This is a genomic window from Bradyrhizobium sp. SZCCHNS3002 (assembly GCF_032377435.1).
GTDB lineage: Bacteria > Pseudomonadota > Alphaproteobacteria > Rhizobiales > Xanthobacteraceae > Bradyrhizobium.
Map to the genome: position 1 here is coordinate 317,508 of NZ_JAUHHY010000003.1, position 20,711 is coordinate 338,218.

The window sequence follows — 20,711 nt, forward strand, 5'->3', positions numbered from 1 at the left end:
CTTTCTGTCTCAAACGTTAGCCAGCACGTCAATTGGTGTGAGCGAATTGACAGCTCATTGGCTGAACGTCGACCGCTTTTCTTCCGGGTGCCCCCGCGCCGCAAGCCCGCGCAGCAACAACGTCAGCACCGCATCGACCCGGGCCTGACAGGTGCATTCGGCCCACTCGTCGGCGTGGGCGGGATGGTGAAAACTTCTCGTCGCATCGAAGATCGCGGCGGCCGCGGTCTTGGGATCAGCGACATCGAACGCGCCCTGCGCCACGCCCTCGGCGATCATGCCTTCGACCTGGGCGATCAGGTTCTGCTTGTGCGCCTTGACCACCGAGCACGCCTCGCGCGCCAGGGTGAGATAGGTCGCGAACATCTCCGGATCTTCGCAGACCCGCTTCTGCTTGGCGCCGAACAGCTCGCGCAGCCAGCGCTCCAGCTTGGCCGGCGCGGGGCCCGGCTCCGCCGCGATCTGCGCCAGCGGCGCGCTGACCCGCTCGAGCCAGCGCTTGGCAACCGCCTCGCGCAGCGAGGCCTTGCTGGGAAAGTGACGATAAACGGAGCCGTGGCTGACATCGAGCGCTCTCGCGACGTCGACGACCGTCGCTTTGGCGAGCCCGTACCGGCGCAACACATCCTCGGTGACTTCGAGGATGCGCTCGGATGTCAGAACCACGGCCTCATTCATGCGTGCACCATATCGGCGTCCGACGTATGCGCCTTGATCTGGATCGTCTCAGCCCGATCGGCGGACGACGGCGCGCGGAACTTGGCGGCCTGGGCCTCCAGGTGACGCGCGACCTGGAGATTCAGCCAGTCCTGAAATTGTGAGTGCAACAATCGCTTTTCAATCTTCATCGAAGCGGTCCTTCGCAGTTGAAACCGCTGAACCCAAGGTCAGACAGTGGAAGTTGGTCTTAAGCACGGTGACACAATCGATATACATCATCGCGCTGACAGATTTCAATATCTGTCAGCGCGATTTTTGAGAAATGGTATTATAATCTTGAATTGCCCCCCCGGCTCGCCGGAAAGACCGCCGTTTGTGTCGATCCGGCGGCTCTGGTAAAGCGCGGCGTAAAATGCCGGCGCGGACGCTTGGTCCCGCCCACCTTCCCTCCCGCCTCGGAGCGCCGTCGATGATCCCCCGCTATTCCCGTCCCGAAATGGCCTCGATCTGGGAGCCGCAGACCCGGTTCAAGATCTGGTTCGAGATCGAGGCGCATGCGGCGGACGCCCTGGCCGAGCTCGGCGTGATCCCGAAGGACGCCGCCAAGACGATCTGGGCCAAAGCCAAGGACGCCACCTTCGACGTCGCCCGCATCGATGAGATCGAGCGCGAGACCAAGCACGACGTCATCGCCTTCCTGACCCATCTCGCCGAGATCGTCGGCCCCGAGGCGCGCTTCGTGCACCAGGGCATGACCTCCTCCGACGTGCTCGACACCTGCCTCAACGTCCAGCTCACCCGCGCCGCCGACCTGCTGCTCGCCGATCTCGACCGCGTGCTAGCGGCGCTGAAGACGCGCGCCTTCGAGCACAAGATGACGCCGACCATCGGCCGCTCGCACGGCATCCACGCCGAGCCGGTGACCTTCGGCCTCAAGCTCGCTTATGCCTATGCCGAATTCTCCCGCGCGCGCGAGCGCCTGGTCGCCGCCCGCAAGGAGGTCGCGACCTGCGCGATTTCCGGCGCCGTCGGCACCTTCGCCCAGATCGATCCGCGGGTGGAAGAGCACGTCGCCAAGGCGATGGGCCTGTCGCCAGAGCCGATCTCCACCCAGGTGATTCCGCGCGACCGCCACGCGATGTTCTTTGCGACCCTCGGCGTCATCGCTTCGTCCGTGGAGCGCCTGGCGACCGAAGTGCGCCATCTGCAGCGCACCGAGGTGCTCGAAGCCGAGGAGTTCTTCTCGGAGGGCCAGAAGGGCTCGTCGGCGATGCCGCACAAGCGCAACCCGGTGCTGTCGGAGAACCTCACCGGCCTCGCCCGCATGGTGCGCGCCTATGTGACGCCCGCGATGGAGAACGTCGTGCTGTGGCACGAGCGCGACATCTCGCACTCCTCCGTCGAGCGCATGATCGGCCCCGACGCCACCGTCACGCTCGACTTTGCGCTGATGCGCCTCGCCGGCCTGATCGAGAAGCTGCTGGTCTACCCGGCCAACATGGAGAAGAACCTCGACAAGCTCGGCGGCCTCGTGCACTCGCAGCGCCTGCTGATCGCGCTGACCCAGAAGGGGGCGAGCCGCGAGGACTCCTACAAGCTCGTCCAGCGCAACGCGATGCCGGTCTGGCGCGGCGAAGGCGACTTCCGCACCTTGCTGAAGGCCGATGCCGAGGTGAAGAAGTATCTCACAGATGCCGAGATCGACGAGCAGTTCGACCTCGGCTACCACCTCAAGCACGTCGACACGATCTTCAAGCGCGTGTTCGGGGAGGCGTGATCCCGTGTCGGGCAGGCGGACATCGCGTCAGTCCGCCTCCTCGCACTTGTCCTGCTTGACCTTGAACATCTTCCGAAACTGAGTCTCGAGCGCGCTCCGCATCGCCTCCATCTTCTTGGCGCCGGTGTTGCGGAGGTTGTAGTTGACAGCGCAATTGGTCCAGCCGAAATTGACGAGGTAGATCCGCATGCGCTCCTGCCCGTCCACCTTCTGGGCTTCGGCAGAATAGCGGGCGTTGCAGGCCTGCGGGCTGGCGTTGTTGGCGCAGCCCTGCGCGACGGTCTGGCGAAACATCTGCTGCAGGTCGGTCTTGCCCTCGATCGCGTCGACGAAGCGTGCGCAGGCGGCGGCAGGCTGATAGTCGCGCAATGCCGAGGGCGTCTTGAAGCCGCGGGTCTGTGCCAGCTCGAAATCGCAGCTGTCCTTCAGCTCCGCCACCCTGGCGCGGCGATAGTCGTCGACGCCGGGCAGCGCGATGAACTCCAGCCGGGCGGCGGCGTCGAGCGCAGCCTTGCAGGTGCGATCGATCTTATCGGGGTCGAGCGCGGCGACCGCCGTCGGCTCGAACGCCGGCAGCGTGCCCGGGGACTCGAAATCGGACGGGCCGAACAGCAGACGCGTGGTGTTGCGCAGCCGCGTCTCGTCGTACTTGGCGGGATCGTACCGAACCGTGAAACGGCAGCCGCTGTCCCAGGACATCGTCCGCTCGGCTGCATTGGCGCTGGCGGCGGCGAGCGTGACGGCGGCGAGCGCCAGGCTTGCGATCCATCCGGTCCAGCTTCGTCGGGTCATGGCACTCCTCGCAGGCGACCTTTGCCTGCATCCTACCCTGTCCCCGCGCCGACGCCAGTCCGTGCCGCACACATCCGCAGCGCGACGTCGTCACGCTCGACGTGGCGATGCCAGACCTGGCGGCGCGCGCAGCTACAGTTTCTTCAACGAGACGACCGCACTACCCTTGTTGTTGAAGTAGAATCGATACAACAGCCAAGGAAACAGGATGGACGTGTCGTTGACATAGACGAACACCTCCCCATCGCTGCGGGCGGTGAACCTGGCTGTCCAGCGGCTGCTGCCGGGCGTTTCCTGCTGGAAAGCCGGGAGATGCTCCTCAAGCCCGGTGCTGCCCACCCGCACGATCGGCGCGAACCAGTTCGACCAGATCAGACGCTTGAACGGGACGCCGGGCAGTTGGGTCCAGGTGCCGTAACCGAAGCCGGCCGGAGTCGCAGGGATGCCGCCGTCGCTCCATGCCTCCCCGACGTCGAGCACGATCTGATAGGTCTCGCCCTGCGCCACGGTCAGCGCCGTCGGATAGCAATGGTGCCGCGTCTCGAACACTGGCCGAATGCTTCCACCAGGGTATGCGCCGATCTCTGTCTGCTCGACCTCGGTCGGCCTCAACGTCTCCTTGCAGAACAGCCCGGCCGTATTGGCCGCGCCGAACCCCAGCCACCAGAACAGCCAGAACATGATGGCGAACGGGAAGATCCACGTTTTGAGGAGATAGAAACCGGCAACATACCAGCCCTGGCGGCGCAGCGAATAGACCGTCGCGCGCCAGCCGGTCACCGGCGTGTGCCGTGACGGATCGTTCCAAGCGATGCGTGCGGCGTCGCGGATCGTTCGCTGCAGGGAGGTGCCCCACGCCGTCAGGCCGAGGGCCACGGCTACTCCGATCAGCAGGAACCCTGGGGAATCCCGGAATGCGACGAACCAGGGATCGAGAAACTTCGGCAGGAACGCAGCGGCCGCGTTGACCACCGGATCGCCCACCACGTGCAGCGGTACGTAGAGGAATCGCGGCCAGTAGATGACGAAATAAGGGATCGCCGCGACGAACAGCAGCGCGAACATGGTCGTGAAATAGACCACGCGGCGCAGCCACACCCAGCTCCAGACATCGTCCTGGACACGTATCCGCGCGCGTCCCTGATCGCACGGATGCAGCGCATCGACTGATGTGCCCGAGTCGTCGGTCACGCGGTAGCTGGCCGGCACGACGACCGGTGCATAATGATCGGTGCCCGACCGGATGCGTTCGAACACGGTGTGGTCGATGACAGGCTTCACCGGCGGCAACGGCGGCTGTGGCAGGCTCGGATGCAGATCGCCGGCCAGAAGCTCCGTCTGCGGCTTGAACGGCGAATGCAGCAGCCATTTCATGCGCCTGATATCGTAACGCAGCGAGAGCTTGTACGGCGGCGCGTCGTAGATCTCTCGCAGATTGCGCGGCTTGTAGCGGTAGTAGGCCGCAAGCCCCTTGCGGGAGTCGTTGAGCTTATCGAGCGGATCGATCTCGGGGTCGTAGAGCAGGCTGCGCCGCTCGTCGAGATAGACGAGACCATAGGCCTGAGCCCGGTCCAGCATCCAGTCGAGCGTCACATAGGACAGACCATCCTGCGGATAGCCGCCGCCGATGTCGGAGTGCACGCCGGTGAACCACACCTGGCTGATGCGCTCGCGGTCACTGGCCGGCAGATCGGTGCGCAGATGCGGCGGCGGGTCGGCGCGTTTCGCGGCCTCGCTGCGTGGATCGTGATCGATGCCGAACAGCCAGTCCTTCTTGTCACTCCGGCCGGGCACCGCCTCGTCACGCCCCCACACGTAGCGCTCGTCCCAGATCACCGGGCGGAACGCATCGCGCTCCTCCTCGATCGCGAGCGCATGGCAGGCGCGATGGACCTTCGAGCTCATGAATTGGTCTGGCATCGACAGCGGCCAGATCCAATAATCGATGGCACGGGTCATCTCCTCGATCGGACCGCCATAGGCGTCGACCGTGTCCCAGATGCCGACGAAATGAATGCTCTCCACCTGAATGGGCGGCGGCTCGGGGGGCAGGTTACGCCAGCTGCGCAGCTTGCGGATTCCCCAATCGCGGATCCCGCGGAGATCGAGGCCGATCCTGCCGAGATAGCGGAGGATGCCGCTGTTGTAGCGCCGGCGGTAGCGGCGATAGGCATCGGCGGCGAACCGTGCCAGATCAGCGTCATTGTTGTTGTAGGGAACGAGCCCCTGCCCCGCGATCATCGCCGCCACGATGCGGATCGTGAAAGCGCCGCGGCTGAAGCCGAAGCAGTAGATGCGATCGCCAGGCCGGTAGTTGCGGCAGCAGAAGCTATAGAGCGCAATGACGTTGCGCTTCAGGCCGAAACCGAAGATGCCGCCGAGCGCCGCGAACAGCTTGAACGACGAGGTGCCGACGCCGTCGTCGTAGAACGCGATCTGCCGGCTGGGATCGCGCAGATCGAGCAGTTGGAACAGCCGCCAGACATTCGTCTTGAACAAGGCCTTGGCACTGTTGCCGGTCCCATCCGACAGCAGCACGATGTTTCTCGCAGCAGAGTTGGACATGAGGCCCCCCGACCAGAATGCCGGAGCGGAGCTTGGGACCCAATTGTAATAAAAGCAAGGCGCAATCCCCGCGCGAGCGACTTGGGCTGCTCGGCCTGTCAGATTGCTCTCGGGATCGCAGCAGCGACCGTCTCCGCGCAGCTCGCATCACCCAGAAATGATCGAGAGAGACCCTCATCCAGTTGTCGTGCGAGAGGACGTCGACCTCTGATCCTTCGACATCGCGCCAGCGTGGTCTTATGCAGGCCGCTCCCTTGCGCGTGCGAGACCCGGATATGATCGAGACGACGACCGCCTATGATCCCCTGCTGCGATGGATTCACTGGACCACCGCCCTGCTCTTCATCGCGGCCATGCTGATCGGCCTGTATTGCGGGCTGCAGCCGGCGGGGACGTCGCCACGGCGCGAGCTCCTGGAAATCCACAAGTCGCTCGGCATCACGCTGTTTCTGCTGGCGATCGCCCGGCTGATCGTGCGGGCCCGCACCAGCGCCCCGCCCGCACCCGCGGCGTTCGGTCCGGTTGTCCGCGCGCTGTCGCAGCTCAATCACTGGGCGCTCTATGCCGTGCTGCTGGTGATGCCGGTGACCGGCTACATGTTCTCGTCGGCCGGCGGCTATTCGCTGCGTTATTTCGGAACCTTCAGCTGGCCGCGGCTGTTCGCCGGCGACAAGGCGATCGCCCATGCCGGCGAGGTCACGCACGATACGCTGGCCTATCTGGTCTATCTCGTGGTCGGCCTGCACATCGCGGCCACGCTCTGGCACGCGTTCGTCAAGAAGGACGAGACCTTGGCCCGGATGTGGCCGCGGCGGTGAGCGTAGGCGCGTCGCATCTCGTCGTAGAATGATCACTCTCGCCCGTCATGCTCATCGATCAACCGACGAGCAGGAGACCCATTAGATCGGCTTCGCTGCCACGACGAGATCGCCGGCGCGCTGGTCCTGCTTCAGCAGCGCGGCCAATTCGCTCTCATCGAGCGTCTCCTTGACCAGCAGCCGGCGCGCGGCGCGCTCCAGGACGTCGCGCTTGTCCTGCAGCAGCTTGCGGGTGCGCTCGAGCGCTGCGGTCACGATGGTACGCACCTCGGCGTCGATCGCGTCGCCGGCCGCCTCGCCATAGTCGGCGCTGCGCGAGGCGCCCGGCGCCAGGAACGACTGGTTGTCGCGCTCATAGGCGACCGAGCCCAACTGCTCCGACATGCCGTAGCGCGTCACCATCGAGCGGGCGATGTCGGTGACGCGGCGGAGGTCGTCCGCGGCGCCCGTCGACAGATGGCCGTAGACCACGAGCTCCGCGGCGCGGCCGCCGAGCAGCACCGCCATCTTGTTCTCGAGCTCCTCGCGCGTCATCAGGAAGCGGTCCTCGGTCGGACGCTGGATGGTGTAGCCGAGCGCGCCGACGCCGCGCGGAATGATCGAGACCTTGTGCACGGGATCGGTGCCGGGCAGGCTCATCGCCACGATCGCATGCCCCATCTCGTGATAGGCGACGATCTCGCGCTCCTTCGGATTGAGCAGCCGGTTGCGCTTCTCGAGCCCTGCGACGATGCGCTCGATCGCGTTGTTGAAATCATCGAGCGTCACCTCGTTGGCGCCGCGCCGCGTCGCCAGCAGGGTCGCCTCGTTGACGAGGTTGGCGAGATCGGCGCCGGTGAAGCCCGGCGTCAGCGCCGCGACCTTCTCGGGATCGACGTCGGCGGCGAGCTTCGCCTTCTTCAGATGCACGTTGAGGATCTGGATGCGGCCAGGCTTGTCGGGACGGTCGACCAGCACCTGGCGGTCGAAGCGGCCGGCGCGCAGCAGCGCCGGATCGAGAATCTCCGGCCGGTTGGTCGCCGCGAGCAGCACGAGGCCGGTGGAGGAATCGAAGCCGTCGAGCTCGACCAGGAGCTGGTTGAGGGTCTGCTCCTTCTCGTCATGGCCGCCCGCGAACGGGCCCATGCCACGGGCGCGTCCGAGCGCATCGAGCTCGTCGATGAAGATGATCGCCGGCGCCTTGGCGCGCGCCTGCTCGAACAGGTCGCGCACGCGCGCCGCGCCGACGCCGACGAACATCTCGACGAATTCGGAGCCCGAGATCGAGAAGAACGGCACGCCGGCCTCGCCCGCGACCGCCTTGGCGAGCAAGGTCTTGCCGGTGCCGGGCGGGCCGACCAGCAGCACGCCCTTGGGCATGCGGCCGCCGAGCCGGCCATAGGATTTCGGATCCTTCAGGAAGGACACGATCTCGCGCAGCTCGTCCTTGGCCTCGTCGACGCCGGCGACGTCCTCGAAGCGGACGCCGGTGTTGGCCTCGACATAGACCTTGGCCTTGCTCTTGCCGATCTGCATCAGGCCGCCGCCGAGCCCACCGGCGCCGCCCATCATCCGCCGCGAGAGCCAGTACCAGACGCCGAAGAACAGAGCGATCGGCATCACCAGCGAAAGAATGTCGCCGAGAATGTTGCTCTCGACCCGGCCGGTGAAGGTGACGTTGGCCTTGGCGAGCTCCTTGGCGAACTCCTGGTCGACGCGGGTGGTCGCGAAGCGCGTCTGCCCGCTCGGCAGCGGCTCCTTCAGCGTGCCTTCCAGATAGTTCTCGGAGACGCCGACCTCCTTCACCTTGCCGGCGTTGAGCAGATCCTGGAATTGGCTGTAGGGAATGACGGCGACCTGGCGATAGCTCGTCCACGCATTGTGGATCATCATCGCGACGAAGATCGCGACAACAGCGTACCAGAGATTGAAGCGGGTCTGCTTGGTCATGGGTCTCTCGATCGGTGATCAGTCGAAAACGGGCGGCCGCAACCTGCGGATCATCCGGCGCCGCCCTCAGGTGCGGTCCTGCGCTGCGGCCTTGGGCACGAACACCGCCACCGCGCGCGGCAGCACGGAGAAGCGCGCCGGCGTGAAGGTGACGAGCTCGCCGTCGGCATTGATCGGGCGCGGCCGCCGGGTGCGGATCTCGAATGATGTGTCGCGCGATGCGCGCACCTCCTGCCACAGGCCGTGGCGGCCCCTGCGGAAGTCATAGGCCATCGCCAAGAGCTTCCAGACGCGGCCGATCTCCAGCGAATAGAGATCGAGGTGGGAATCGTCGATCTCGGCACGGTGGTCGACCGCCATGCCGCCGCCGTAGTAGCGGCCATTGCCGACCGCGATCTGCAGCGTCTTGACGCGCACCGCGCCGTCGGACGACACGATCATCGCGCGGAACGGCCGGGCATTGGTCAGCACCTTCAGCGCCGTGACCGCATAGCCGAGCCGACCGAACCTGCGCTTGGTCTCCTTGGTCAGTTGACGCGCGAGCTCGGCGCTCAGGCCGAGGCTGGCGACGTTGAAGAACGGATGGCCGTTGACCTCGCCGAGATCGATCCGGCGGCGATGGCCGGCGGCGATCACGTCGACCGCGGCCTCCATGTCCTGGGGCAGGCCGAGCGTACGGGCAAGGTCGTTGGCGGTGCCGGCCGGAATGATGCCGAGCGGCAGGCCGGTCCTGACCAGCGCCGGCGCAGCCGCGTTCAGGCTGCCGTCTCCCCCAGCGACGACGACCGCCTCCGCGTCGTCGGCATGGGCCTCGATCCACGGCGCCACCTCGCGCGGACTATGCGGTGCCGAGATCACGAGATCATAGCCGGCCGCGCTCAGCCGCGACACGGCAATGCCGGCCGCCTCGCCGCCGGAGCGGCTGCCGCGGTTGATGATCATCAGGAGGCGGCGCGTTGCCACGGCGGGGCGCGACGGCGGCGCCTTCGCGATCGATACCTGGTCACCCCCCGTGGTCACGATTGTCTCCCGTACACAAGATGCCAGCGCGCCTCGGCGCGCGGGTTCCATACAAAGTGGCGAGCAGGCACTCCGGTTCCATCACGATCCCGGCCCCAACCGGAGGATTCCGGAAGGCACGCGGATGACGATTGTCGGGATGGTGAAGTGGGGGGCGAGAGCCGCGAGGGCCGATAGCTACAAGCGACGCGTGCGGCCGCATCTCGTCAAACTCCTCCGCGCTCCAAAGCGCGCAATACCGTCAGCGGTATTGGTCATGAAAGCGAGTCCGACATCATAGTCCCGGGGACTATCAGAGGGGCCCGGATCTCCGGTCCTCTGGAATTAGTTGACCGACGCCCGCCTGCAAGACGCCTGCCGGGGTGGCAGACACTCTGTCGCACCTCGCCGTTCATCTTGCTGAACGTTGACGCAAACCGCGGGCTCTTGAAAACCAATCGGCACACACCTACGTCCGTCGCCTACCCCTGGTCCGGGCCCCTCTGGTGAAGCTGCCGGTGCGCTCACGATGTCGGACCTGACATCAATCTCACCGGCCTGATTAAGAGGACCCGTCGTGGAATTCCTGTTCATCGCGTTTGCCGGCAAGCCCGTCTGGATGTGGCTCGCCTTCCTCGCAATCGTGCTCGCTCTCCTCGTCTTCGACCTCGGCATCCTCCATCGCAAGACGCGCGAGATCTCGGTCCGCGAGAGCCTCGTCATGAGCGCCGTCTACATCATGCTCGCCCTGGCCTTCGGCGCCTGGGTGTGGTGGCAGCTCGGCGCCGAGGCCGGCACCGCCTATCTCACCGCCTTCACGATCGAGAAGGCGCTGGCGATGGACAACGTCTTCGTCATCGCCATGATCTTCAGCTATTTCGCGATCCCGCGCGCCTATCAGCACCGCGTGCTGTTCTGGGGCATCGTCGGCGTGATCGTGCTGCGCGCGATCATGATCGGCCTCGGCGCCGCGATCGTCGCCCAGGCGAGCTGGGTGCTGTATCTGTTCGCGCTGTTCCTGGTCGCGACCGGCGTCAAGATGCTGGTGTTCAAGGACAAGCCGCACGACGTCGGCGCCAATCCGGCGCTGGCCTGGATGCGCCGCCGCTTCGACGTCACCGACCGCCTGCACGAGGAGCGCTTCTTCGTGCGCCAGCCTGACGCGCGCGGCAAGCCGACCTGGTTCATGACGCCGCTGTTCCTGGCGCTGATCCTGATCGAGTTCGCCGACGTCATCTTCGCGGTCGACTCGGTGCCCGCGATCTTCGCGATCTCGACCGACCCGTTCGTGGTCTACACCTCGAACATCTTCGCGATCCTCGGCCTGCGCGCGCTCTATTTCGCGCTGGCCGCGATGGTCGATCGCTTCCAGTATCTCAAGCTGGCGCTGGCAGCGGTGCTGATCTTCATCGGCTCGAAGATCTTCCTGGCCGACCTGCTCGGGCTGGAGAAGTTTCCGCCCGCCATTTCGCTCGGCATCACCTTCGGTCTGCTCGGCGCAGGTATCGCGTACTCGCTATGGAAGACGCGGCCTGCGGTCGGGCAGATGAAGTGAGGCCGATCAGAGGACATGAGGTTGCTGCGTGGCAATGAATGATGTCGTATCAGACGATGAGGACTCCTCGGCGCCGCGCCGACACAACGGGCCGATCAACCGCCGGCTGCTCGCGATCGCCCGCACGGTGCGGTCCGAGGAGCCGTCGATCGGCGAGTTGTTCGACCGGCTGGAGTCGGAAGGTCTCGGCCTGACCCTGCTGCTGCTGACCCTGCCGGCGCTGATCCCGTTGCCTGGCCCATTCGGCATGGTGTTCGGCACGTTTGTCGCGCTGGTCGCGTTGCAGATCCTGTTCGGCGCCGAGCGGCTATGGCTGCCCGAGCAGTTGCGCCGCCGGCCGGTGCCGCAGCGGCTGCTGCGCAAGATCATCCGCGCCGGGCTGGACTGGGCGGGCTATGCCGAACGCGGCCTGCGCGAGGACCGGCTGGTCTGGCTGACCGGCCGGCCGGCGCGGATGCTGCTCGCGCTGCCGCTGCTGCTGATGGCCGTCACCATCATCCTGCCGATCCCGATGGGCAACGTGATGCCGGCGCTGGCGCTGATCGCCGCCTCGATCGGCTTCATGGCCGGCGACGGCCTCGCGGTGCTGGTGTCGATCCTGATTGCAATGGCCGCTGTGGTGTGGACGGCCGTTCTGCTCTACACCGGCGCGGCGGCGGCCGATTATGCCGCAACTCTCCTGGCACGGCTTGCGGTGCAACTGCGGGCCATGCTGGAAAGCATCGGTGTCGATCTCGGCTTTGCCGCCGGCGTGACAACCGTGTTTGCAGTGGCAACCGGCATCGCCGCGCTGGCCCTCTGGGTGCAGGCGGTGCGCCACCGCCGCAGCCGGCGCGCATCCTACGATCCGGCGCAGGATCCCCGCGAGCGCTCCCGCGCGCTGGCGCGTCGCGGCCGCGGCCTCGTGGCCGCCGCGAGCATTGCGACCACCGCAGCCGCCGTCTTCGTCGCCACGCGCTTCATGCTCACCGGCTCGATCTGAAGTTCCCGCTGTGGCAGCGCGGCCGCGCGACGGTGCATTGCGGCTGCGACGGACATATCTCCGTGAGCGCCTGTCCGCGCAAGCGCGAGCACTTGTCATTGAAGCGGCAACAAAAAATGCGACCGGTAAGCGCCGGCGCGTCGCGTATCATCGACGCCCTGCGAGAAATGCCACTGTCCCTTTGGGCCGGCTGCAGCTATACGAGAGATGACTGTCACTAAACGGTTACAGAATCGACACATGCCCGATTCGAACGCACCGGCGTCGATCCACGGCGATGGCCATGCGGTCGGCGTGCGGGAGGGTGGCGAGTCGGCGAGCAGCGATCCCGGCGGCGCCGCCGACAGCTTGACTGCGCAGCACCTTGCCGATCATGCGGTCACGCAGGGTGATGCCACGGCGCCCAGCGTGGACGCCGCAGCGCCGTCCTTGCCGGATCCGGCGGCCGGCAGCGGCCACGAGATCGAGCTGAAGCTTCTCGTCCCACCCGATCAGCTCGCCGGCTTCAACAACGCGCCGGTCGTCATCGCGCATGCGCGCAACAAGGGCTCGCGCAAGCATCTGACCTCGGTCTACTACGACACGCCGAAGCGCACGCTGTGGAAGAACGGCTTCACCTTGCGGGTGCGCCAGAGCGGCTCGCGCTTCGTGCAGACCGTGAAGGCGCAGCACTGCGACGATCCGCTCAAGCGCGGCGAATGGGAGGCGAATGTATCTTCGCTGGCGCCCGATCCGGCGCTGGCGGCCGCGCTGCTGCCGGAGGAGCTGCGCGCGACGCTGGCCGATGCAACGCTCGAAGCGGTGTTCACGGCCGACGTGCATCGCCATGCGCGCATGCTCGACGTGCCCGGCGCGACGATCGAGATCGCGTTCGACAGCGGCGTCATCAAGGCCGCCGAGCACAGCGAGATCGTGAGCGAGATCGAGCTGGAGCTCAAGAGCGGCAACCCCGCCGCCATCTACGAGATCGCACAGCGCATCGGCGATCACGGAGCGATCCGGCCTTCGATCCGCAGCAAGTCGGCGCGCGGTTTCGATCTCGCCACGGGCAAGGCTCCCGGCGCCGAGAAGCCGCGCAAGCCGTGCCTCGATCCAGCGGTGTCGCTGGACGAGAGCTTTGCGATCGTCCTGCGCGGCAGCCTGCATCATCTGTTGCAGGCGATGCCTGCGGCGGAGGACGGCCGTGATCCGGAAGGCGTGCATCAGTTGCGGGTGGCGCTGCGCCGCCTGCGCGCCGCGCTGCATCTGATGCGGCCGCTCGGGACCTCGGCGAGGCTCGACGGCCTCGAGGCGGATGCGCGCTGGCTGGCGCAGAGCCTCTCGGCAGCGCGCGACCTCGACGTGTTCCTGACCGACACGCTGCCCGAGATCGCCGAGGCCTGCCCGACGGTCGCAGGCTTCGACTCCCTTCGCGCGTTCGCCGAGCGGCGGCGCGAGCTCGCCTATCGCACGCTGCGCATCGCGATTGCCGAGCGCCGCTGCGCCGCTTTCGTGCTCGGCCTCGGCGAATGGATCGAGACCCGCGGCTGGCGCAACGACGTCTCCCCCGACGATCTCCGACGCCTCGCCGCGCCCGCGATCGATTTCGCCGGGCCCGTCCTGTCGGAGCGCCATCAGAAGGTGCTCAAGCGCGGTCGCCGCTTCAAGAAACTGCCGGCCGAGCGCCGCCACCGGCTGCGTCTTGCGCTGAAGAAGCTGCGCTACAGCATCGACTTCCTGCTGCCGCTCTACGGCGCCAGCAAATCGGCGAAGAAATACGCGAGAACGCTCGCCGGCTTCCAGGAGCAGCTCGGCCACTACAACGACATGGCGGTCACCGCCGGCGTGATCGAGACCCTCGGCACCACCTCCACCGACGCGGCGATCGCGGCCGCCGCGATCACCGGCTGGCAGTCGCATGCCATGGCGGGCGTGGAGGAGCCGCTGCGCGAGGCGTGGCGCGCCTTCACCAAGGCGCCGACGCCGTGGGAGGCCGAGGAGGCGTGACGACCGGAGGCCGATGACGTCGGTTCATGGACCGCATTGATCTGGTTCAAGACATCCGGGCGAGAGATGTAGGAGCGTGATCCCATGAAGATATCCAGCGTGACGTGTCCTCATTGCCGTGCCGCCTACGAGATCGCGGAATCGACATCCGCGGTCGGCTCGGCCGGCCGGTTCGACTGCGGCGTCTGCGGGACGCCATTGGCGGCGTGGGACGAGCCGAAGCTGCGGGCCTTCCGGCTGGAGGTGCCGCCCGAGCACAAATACCCGCGCGTGCCGGCCCCCGCTCCGCTCGCCTGACTCCCGTTCCGAAATCCGGAACGACCGGCATGGTCGGTCGAGATGACCGCGCATCTGCGCATGGCACCATGGCCGGGCGCAACTTGCCTGGCTTTTTTGACCGGGTCATAGTCGGTGACAGCGCGGTGCTGCCGGCCGGTCTGGCCGCATCACTGCAGCGTCCCATTCCACTTCAGCGAGTCATCCGGTCCTCATGCCCATCCTCAACAGCATTGCCGCTCTCTCCGACGAAATGGCCGCCTGGCGCCACGATTTCCACGAACATCCCGAGCTGTTGTACGAGGTGCATCGCACCGCCGGCATCGTCGCCGACAAACTGCGCGAATTCGGCTGCGACGAGGTCGTGACCGGCATCGGCCGCACCGGCGTGGTCGGCGTGATCCGCGGCCGCAAGTCGGCCTCCGGCAAAACCATCGGCCTGCGCGCCGACATGGACGCGCTGCCGATCGAGGAGACCTCGGGCGTGCCCTACGCCTCGAAGACGCCGGGCCTGATGCATGCCTGCGGCCATGACGGCCACACCGCGATGCTGCTGGGTGCCGCCAAATATCTCGCCGAGACCCGCAATTTCGACGGCACGGCGATCGTCATCTTCCAGCCGGCCGAGGAAGGCGGCGCCGGCGGCAAGGCGATGGTCGACGACGGCCTGATGACGCGCTGGGGCATCCAGGAGGTCTACGGCATGCACAACATGCCGGGCGTCCCCGAAGGCCATTTCGAGATCTCGCCCGGACCGATGCTCGCCTCGGCCGACGCGATCCACATCAAGGTCACCGGCAAGGGTGGCCATGGCGGCGCCGGCCCGCACCGGGCGATCGACAGCATCCTGATCGCCTCGCAGATCGTCAACGCGCTGCAATCGATCGTCGCCCGCAACGTCGACCCATTGAAATCCGCCGTCATCTCGGTCTGCTCGATTCACGGCGGCACCACCTTCAACGTGATCCCCGAGACGGTCGAGATGCTCGGCACCGTGCGCACGCTCGATCCGGAGATCCGCGATCTCGTCGAGAAGCGGATCGTCGAGGTCACCGAAGCCACCGCGCGCGCCTATGGCGGCTCGGCGGAAGCGATCTACGAGCGCAAATATCCGGTGACGATGAACCACCCTGCGCAGGCGGCTTTCGCCGCCGACGTCGCCCGCGAGATCGCTGGCCAGGAGCGCGTCAACGACCGCGCCATTCCGCTGATGGGCGGCGAGGACTTCGCCTTCATGCTGGAGGCCCGCCCCGGTGCGTTCGTGTTCCTCGGAATGGGTCCCGGCAACGAGTGCCACCATCCGGCCTACCGCTTCAACGACAACATCCTCAGCGCCGGTGCGTCGTACTGGGTGAAGCTGGTCGAGAAGAGCATGCCGGCGAACTGATCGGCTGACGAAAACGTAAGGTGGGCAAAGCAGCCGCCGAAGGCGGCAGCGTGCCCACCGTCGCGCGGCATTCTCCGCTGCGAGATGGTGGGCACGGCGCCACCACGATCTCACGCGACGAAACAGCACGGCCGCGCCTTTGCCCACCCTACAGACTGGATTCCTTCGCTCGCAATGACGCCGGTGGTGGGCACCGGAAGCCCTCCAAGCTCCGACATCGCGAGCGCCAGCGAAGCGATCCAGGGGCGCAGTGCGCGAACCAGACTGGCGTGCGCTTCGAACTCCAAGGGAACAGTTCGCTCCCTATCGAAACGTCGCGCGCGGCCAGCGGCTAGGAGAAGGGCTCCCTCTCCGTCCGCGAGGCCCATATGCAGCGCAGCTCCGACCTCCCCCGAGACCTCGCCCTCCTGCTTCTGCTCTCCACCCTGTGGGGCGCCTCCTACACCCTGATCAGGATCGGCGTCGAGACGATCCCGCCACTGACCCTGATCGCCGCGCGCACGCTGATTGCGGGGCTGCTGCTGGCCGCGATCATCCGCAGCCGCGGCCTCGCCTGGCCGCGCGAGCGCAGGATCTGGCAACGCTTTCTGATCCAGGCCGGCCTCAACAGCGTCGTTCCATTCACGCTCATCGCGTGGGCCGAGCGCACCATCGAGGCAGGCCTCGCCACGATCCTGAACGCGACCTCGCCGATCTTCACCTTCCTTCTGACCGCGCTGGTCACGCGCCACGAGCCCGTCACGCTGCGCAAGCTGATCGGCGTCGCGGCCGGCCTCGCCGGCACCAGCCTCATCGTCGGCGTCGAGGCGCTGCACGGGCTTGGCCAGCAATTATGGGCCCAGCTCGCGATCGTCGCCGCCACCATCTGCTATGCCGGCGCTGCGATCCTGGGCAAGAGCTTCAAGGGGCTCGATCCGATGCTGCCGGCCGCGGGATCGCTGCTGTCGGGCGCCGCGGTGCTGATACCAGTCGCGCTCGTCGTCGACCATCCATGGGCGCTGGCACCGTCGCTGCGCTCGGTGCTGGCGCTGACCGCGCTCGCGACCGTCTCGACCGCCGCCGCGATGGTGATCTATTTCCGCTTGGTGCAGACGCTCGGCTCGATCGGCGCGACCGCGCAATCCTATCTGCGGGTGCCGATCGGCGTTGCGATCGCCGTCGCCGGCCTCGGCGAGCACCTCGCGCCGACGGCGTGGATCGGGCTCGGCTGCATCATCATCGGCGTGCTCGCAATGACGATGCCGGTGCGCAAGGCGGTCACGAAAGATCGGGAAGCGTCGTAGCCCGCATGAGCGCAGCGACATGCGGGGACGGTTGCCCGGGGTCGCTTCGCTCGCCCGGGCTACGCGGAGCGAGCAAACCACGCCTCACCCGATCGCGATCGCGACCTTCCCGAGATGCGCGCCGCTCGCCATGTAGTGGAACGCCTCGCGTGCCTCGCTGAACGGAAACACGCGATCGACCACCGGCTTCACCTGATGCAGCGCCAGCGCGTTCGCCAGCGCCTGGAGATCATCGACCGCGCCGACCGTGACGCCCTGCAGCCGCTGCTGCTGCATCACCATCAGCGGCAGCCGCAGCTCCGAGGCCGGCGCGCCGGCGAGCACGCCGATGAAGGCGATGGTGCCGCCGATCCGGGTGGCGCGGATCGATTCGTTCAGCGTGCCGACGCCGCCGACCTCGACCACGAGATCGACGCCCTGCCCGGTGATCTCGCGCGCCTTCTTGCCCCAGTCCGGCACCTGCTTGTAGTTCAGCGTCACGTCGGCGCCGAGCGCCGCCAGCCGCGCGATCTTGGCCTCGCTCGACGACGTCGCGATCACCCGCGCGCCGGCCATCTTCGCGATCTGCAGCGCGAAGATCGAGACGCCGCCGCTGCCTTGCGTCAGCACGGTCTGGCCGGGCCCGATGCCGCCGAGCTTGATCACCGCACTCCAGGCGGTGACGCCGGCGCAGGGCAAGGTCGCAGCCTCGATGTCGGTGAGATGCGCCGGCGTCCGCACCAGCGCCTGCATCGGAAACACCCGATACTGCGTCAACGTGCCGTCGACGGCGCCGCCCAGCGCCGCGCGCATCTTCGCCTCGCTCGGCTCGCCGCCGGTCCAGCTCTCGAAGAAGCTGCCGATGACACGGTCGCCGGCCGCGAACGCCGCGACACCCTCACCGACCGCCTCGACCACGCCCGCGCCGTCGGACAGCGGCACCAGCGGAAATTTCTGCCGCGAGCCGTAGCCGCCCCTCACCGTGAGCAGGTCGCGATAGTTGATGCTCGCCGCGGTTAGCCGCACCAGCACCTCGCCTCGCCCCGGCTGCGGCACCGGTTTGTCGACCAGCGCCAGCGCATCGATTCCGCCGGGCCCCTGCAGCTCGTAACATTGCATCGGATGTCTCCCGCCCCTGCGGCGCCGCCTTGTTGTTCTGACGGGAATGGTGAAGCGTTTCGTGCCGGCGATCAAGCCGAGTGCGTTCCGCGCGACGGACAAACGACGCGGCCCTCAGTCATCGATCAGCGGGATCACGACATGGTTCAGCACATACTCCGTGCCAACCCAGGTGATGGTGATCGAGAGCAGCAGCAATCCAACCAGCAGCAGCATGTCGCGTCGTTCCATCGAACACATACGCGGCAGCGCTGCTGCGCGTTTCGCATCGCAGCCATGCCGCGCGCCGCGAGACATGCGACGCCTGCGAGGAACCGCACACCGACCGACGACACGCCGTCACATCGCCGCTTCGAACCTGATCCGGCAGACCAGACCTTCGTCGCGATAATCCTGCTCGATGCTGCCGCCGATCGCCGCAAGGCTTGCCCGGATCATGCGCGTGCCGAACCCCTCTTTCCCGGGCGGCTCGATCGGGTGCGGACCGAGTTCGCGCCAGGCCACGGTGCCCCGGCCGCCTTCCTGCGCAATCTGCAGCTCGAGCCGTCCGCCCGGGCCGCGCAGCGCGCCGTATTTGACGGCGTTGGTCGCGAGCTCGTGAAACACCAGCGCGAGGTTGCGCACCGCCTCCGGCCCCAGCGGCATGTCCGGCCCCTCGACCGTCACCGCGCCGGAGGCGCGATACGGCTGCAGCTCGACGTCGAGCAGCATGCGCAAGGTCATCAGGCGGTGATCCGACCAGGCCAGACTGTTGGCGCGCGCGACGGCATCGAGCCGCAGCGCGATCGCTTCTCCCTTGGCGCGATCCTCGCCCGACAGGCTCGATCTGACGATCGCCTGAAACAGCGCGAGCTGATTGTTCACGCGATGCCTCAGCTCGCCGAGCAGCAATTCGCGCGCATGCTCGCTGCGCTTCAGCTCGATCAGCGCGCCGCGACAGAGATGCGCAAGCCAGATGATCAGCGCCGCAGTGCTCAGGAACCCGACGAGGTTGACCGCCTCGGTATGATCAGGACGGTCGGTGAAGCCCACCAGCACCACTGTGGCCGAGAGCCAGGCGGCAAAAATGGCCGCGGGAATGCCGCCGAGCAGCGCGGCGAACACGACCGCGGGATAGAAGGTCGCGTAGGGCAGCGTCGCGCCGGCGAAATCCAACCCGATCCGGCCTGCGGTCGAAATCGCGACAGCAAACGTGGTGAGCAGAAACGTGGTCGCCGACCACTGTCTGCCCCGACCGATCCAATCTGAGAAACGCTGACCCACTCGCACGACTGACCCCGAGCGCAACGTCTATCGCCCGACGCCGCCGGGAACAAGCTGAAGGAACTGCCACTCAGGTGCAAAAATTTTAGGAACTTTTGCAGTGCCGTTGCGTTCAGCCGTCCCTTTTACCATCGCCGGACCGCATCATGCCGCGCCGTGGGAGAAGCCACCATTCAATCGTGACAGACATGCGTCACTGCATAGCGTGAAGCGCGCTGCATCGGGGCTGCTCGAGGGCATCGGTGCTACTCCGCGTCGCGTCCGAGTAGCACGAATGCCGGACGTTGCACGATCAGTTCGTCGCAGGCCGCGCCGACGAACTGATTGGCGATGGTATCGGAGCGCTGCACGTAAGAGAGCTTGTATCCAGCGCCTCTTGTTGCGCTAATCCTAGCGGCTTGCCGCTGAGCGCCGCAGCGTCGATCATGCGACCATGACGACGAAATCGCGCGAGAGACTCTACGGTGCCGGCATCCGCATCGCGCAGGAGCAGGCCGCGCGCGCACGCAAGGAAGCGGATCGTCTGGCCTGCGACGCCTGGAACAAGCGCATGCTCGGCTACAAGGGACCGGCGCAGCCGTCGCCGCTGCTCGGCGATGCGCTGAACGCGGGCTACTACTATCTCGAAGTGCGCTGCCTCGGCTGCGACACCAATCAGACGGTCGCGCTCGACGTCATCAGGCGCGCCAAGACGACGCCGATCCATGAGCTCGAGCGCTACATGCGCTGCCAGGACTGTTCGCGGCTTCGCGGTCATCCCTACAAGCGCAGCGCGCTGGTGGCATTGCGCGAGACCAAGATCTCGGCCGCACATCCGGCCTCGACATGGTGGCCCGGTGAACGATAGACAGTCGAACCGCGCGCGTCGTGTGTCGCCTCTGATCCGCGGAGGTACTCCGATCAGGACCGAGCGCTGCACTCGCAAAAATACATCGACACCCGGAACAAACATGAAGATCCACCGTTCTGAACTGTTGCCGGCGCGGCAGGGAAGCGGAACATGTCAGAGTTTATGACCCAGCCGGACAAGCTGCGGGCCGACGCGGCAGAATGCGCCCTCATTCGTGATCTCGCCACCGACCGCGACAAGCGCGAGCTGTTCGCGCGCCTGGCCGAGCATCTGAGCATGCTCGCCGCCGAGGTCGAACGCGCGGCGCGCGCACCCGACAGCCACGCGGACGCCGGCCTTCGCTGAACCGCTCTCGCGACGACCTGCTCCGATTGCGCTCCGCTGCTGTCGCGGTGCTCGCCACACAATCGCGCAACTCCACTTCGCTATAGATCGGGATGATCCGCGATCGATTCGCGCAGCGAGCGATCACGCCCCTCTCAGCGCCACAG

The 20,711-nt window shown here is 66.6% G+C and carries 18 protein-coding genes; 10 read left to right on the forward strand and 8 right to left on the reverse strand.

The window, feature by feature from the left end; genetic code table 11:
• Positions 1-54: 54 nt before the first annotated feature.
• Together QW845_RS08615 and QW845_RS08620 are read right to left on the reverse strand one after the other, a co-directional pair.
• Complete coding sequence (locus QW845_RS08615; RefSeq protein ID WP_315801166.1) at positions 55-678, reverse strand: TetR family transcriptional regulator; 624 nt, start codon at positions 676-678, stop codon at positions 55-57.
• Positions 675-848, reverse strand: coding sequence for a hypothetical protein (locus QW845_RS08620; protein ID WP_315801167.1), 174 nt, complete (start codon positions 846-848; stop codon positions 675-677). The genes QW845_RS08615 and QW845_RS08620 overlap by 4 nt, the downstream gene beginning before the upstream one ends.
• 281 nt (positions 849-1,129) lie before the next feature.
• On the opposite strand from QW845_RS08620, the gene purB reads away from it, so the two are divergent.
• Complete coding sequence (purB, locus tag QW845_RS08625) at positions 1,130-2,437, forward strand: adenylosuccinate lyase (RefSeq protein ID WP_315801168.1); 1,308 nt, start codon at positions 1,130-1,132, stop codon at positions 2,435-2,437.
• 27 nt (positions 2,438-2,464) lie between these two features.
• Here purB and QW845_RS08630 read toward each other — a convergent pair whose 3' ends face one another.
• Positions 2,465-3,229: a hypothetical protein gene (locus QW845_RS08630; RefSeq protein WP_315801169.1), complete on the reverse strand. Its 765-nt coding sequence runs from the start codon at positions 3,227-3,229 to the stop codon at positions 2,465-2,467.
• 132 nt (positions 3,230-3,361) lie between these two features.
• A complete protein-coding gene (locus QW845_RS08635) occupies positions 3,362-5,794 on the reverse strand; it encodes a DUF2235 domain-containing protein (protein ID WP_315801170.1) in 2,433 nt (810 codons plus the stop codon).
• 275 nt (positions 5,795-6,069) lie between these two features.
• Between QW845_RS08635 and QW845_RS08640 the strand changes: the two genes are divergently transcribed.
• Complete coding sequence (locus QW845_RS08640) at positions 6,070-6,612, forward strand: cytochrome b (RefSeq protein ID WP_315801171.1); 543 nt, start codon at positions 6,070-6,072, stop codon at positions 6,610-6,612.
• Positions 6,613-6,693: 81 nt separating this feature from the next.
• Here the strand turns inward: QW845_RS08640 and ftsH are convergent, their stop codons facing one another.
• Positions 6,694-8,541, reverse strand: coding sequence for an ATP-dependent zinc metalloprotease FtsH (gene ftsH / locus QW845_RS08645; protein ID WP_315801172.1), 1,848 nt, complete (start codon positions 8,539-8,541; stop codon positions 6,694-6,696).
• A gap of 66 nt (positions 8,542-8,607) precedes the next feature.
• The gene (locus QW845_RS08650; protein WP_315801173.1) at positions 8,608-9,561 is read right to left on the reverse strand and encodes a lipid kinase; all 954 of its coding nucleotides are present in this window, start codon (positions 9,559-9,561) and stop codon (positions 8,608-8,610) included.
• 556 nt (positions 9,562-10,117) lie between these two features.
• On the opposite strand from QW845_RS08650, the gene QW845_RS08655 reads away from it, so the two are divergent.
• The 6 genes from QW845_RS08655 to QW845_RS08680 all read left to right on the forward strand — a co-directional run bounded on the left by QW845_RS08655 (position 10,118) and on the right by QW845_RS08680 (position 17,009).
• Positions 10,118-11,095, forward strand: a complete 978-nt coding sequence (locus tag QW845_RS08655; protein WP_315801174.1) for a TerC family protein — start codon at positions 10,118-10,120, stop codon at positions 11,093-11,095.
• A gap of 28 nt (positions 11,096-11,123) precedes the next feature.
• The gene (locus QW845_RS08660; RefSeq protein ID WP_315801175.1) at positions 11,124-12,077 is read left to right on the forward strand and encodes an exopolysaccharide biosynthesis protein; all 954 of its coding nucleotides are present in this window, start codon (positions 11,124-11,126) and stop codon (positions 12,075-12,077) included.
• A gap of 240 nt (positions 12,078-12,317) precedes the next feature.
• Positions 12,318-14,063, forward strand: a complete 1,746-nt coding sequence (locus QW845_RS08665; RefSeq protein WP_315801176.1) for a CYTH and CHAD domain-containing protein — start codon at positions 12,318-12,320, stop codon at positions 14,061-14,063.
• A gap of 84 nt (positions 14,064-14,147) precedes the next feature.
• Positions 14,148-14,360, forward strand: coding sequence for a hypothetical protein (locus tag QW845_RS08670; protein WP_315801177.1), 213 nt, complete (start codon positions 14,148-14,150; stop codon positions 14,358-14,360).
• A gap of 193 nt (positions 14,361-14,553) precedes the next feature.
• Entirely contained in the window at positions 14,554-15,726 is a 1,173-nt protein-coding gene (locus QW845_RS08675) for a M20 aminoacylase family protein (protein WP_315801178.1), read from the forward strand.
• Between the two features lie 368 nt (positions 15,727-16,094).
• Entirely contained in the window at positions 16,095-17,009 is a 915-nt protein-coding gene (locus tag QW845_RS08680; protein ID WP_315801179.1) for a DMT family transporter, read from the forward strand.
• Positions 17,010-17,093: 84 nt separating this feature from the next.
• Here the strand turns inward: QW845_RS08680 and QW845_RS08685 are convergent, their stop codons facing one another.
• Both QW845_RS08685 and QW845_RS08690 read right to left on the reverse strand, forming a co-directional pair.
• The gene (locus tag QW845_RS08685; RefSeq protein ID WP_315801180.1) at positions 17,094-18,107 is read right to left on the reverse strand and encodes an NAD(P)-dependent alcohol dehydrogenase; all 1,014 of its coding nucleotides are present in this window, start codon (positions 18,105-18,107) and stop codon (positions 17,094-17,096) included.
• A 339-nt stretch (positions 18,108-18,446) separates the two neighbouring features.
• Positions 18,447-19,394, reverse strand: a complete 948-nt coding sequence (locus tag QW845_RS08690) for a sensor histidine kinase (RefSeq protein WP_315801181.1) — start codon at positions 19,392-19,394, stop codon at positions 18,447-18,449.
• A gap of 409 nt (positions 19,395-19,803) precedes the next feature.
• Between QW845_RS08690 and QW845_RS08695 the strand changes: the two genes are divergently transcribed.
• Both QW845_RS08695 and QW845_RS08700 read left to right on the forward strand, forming a co-directional pair.
• A complete protein-coding gene (locus tag QW845_RS08695) occupies positions 19,804-20,217 on the forward strand; it encodes a hypothetical protein (RefSeq protein WP_315801182.1) in 414 nt (137 codons plus the stop codon).
• A 165-nt stretch (positions 20,218-20,382) separates the two neighbouring features.
• Complete coding sequence (locus QW845_RS08700; protein ID WP_409997892.1) at positions 20,383-20,565, forward strand: hypothetical protein; 183 nt, start codon at positions 20,383-20,385, stop codon at positions 20,563-20,565.
• The last annotated feature ends 146 nt before the right edge of the window (positions 20,566-20,711 follow it).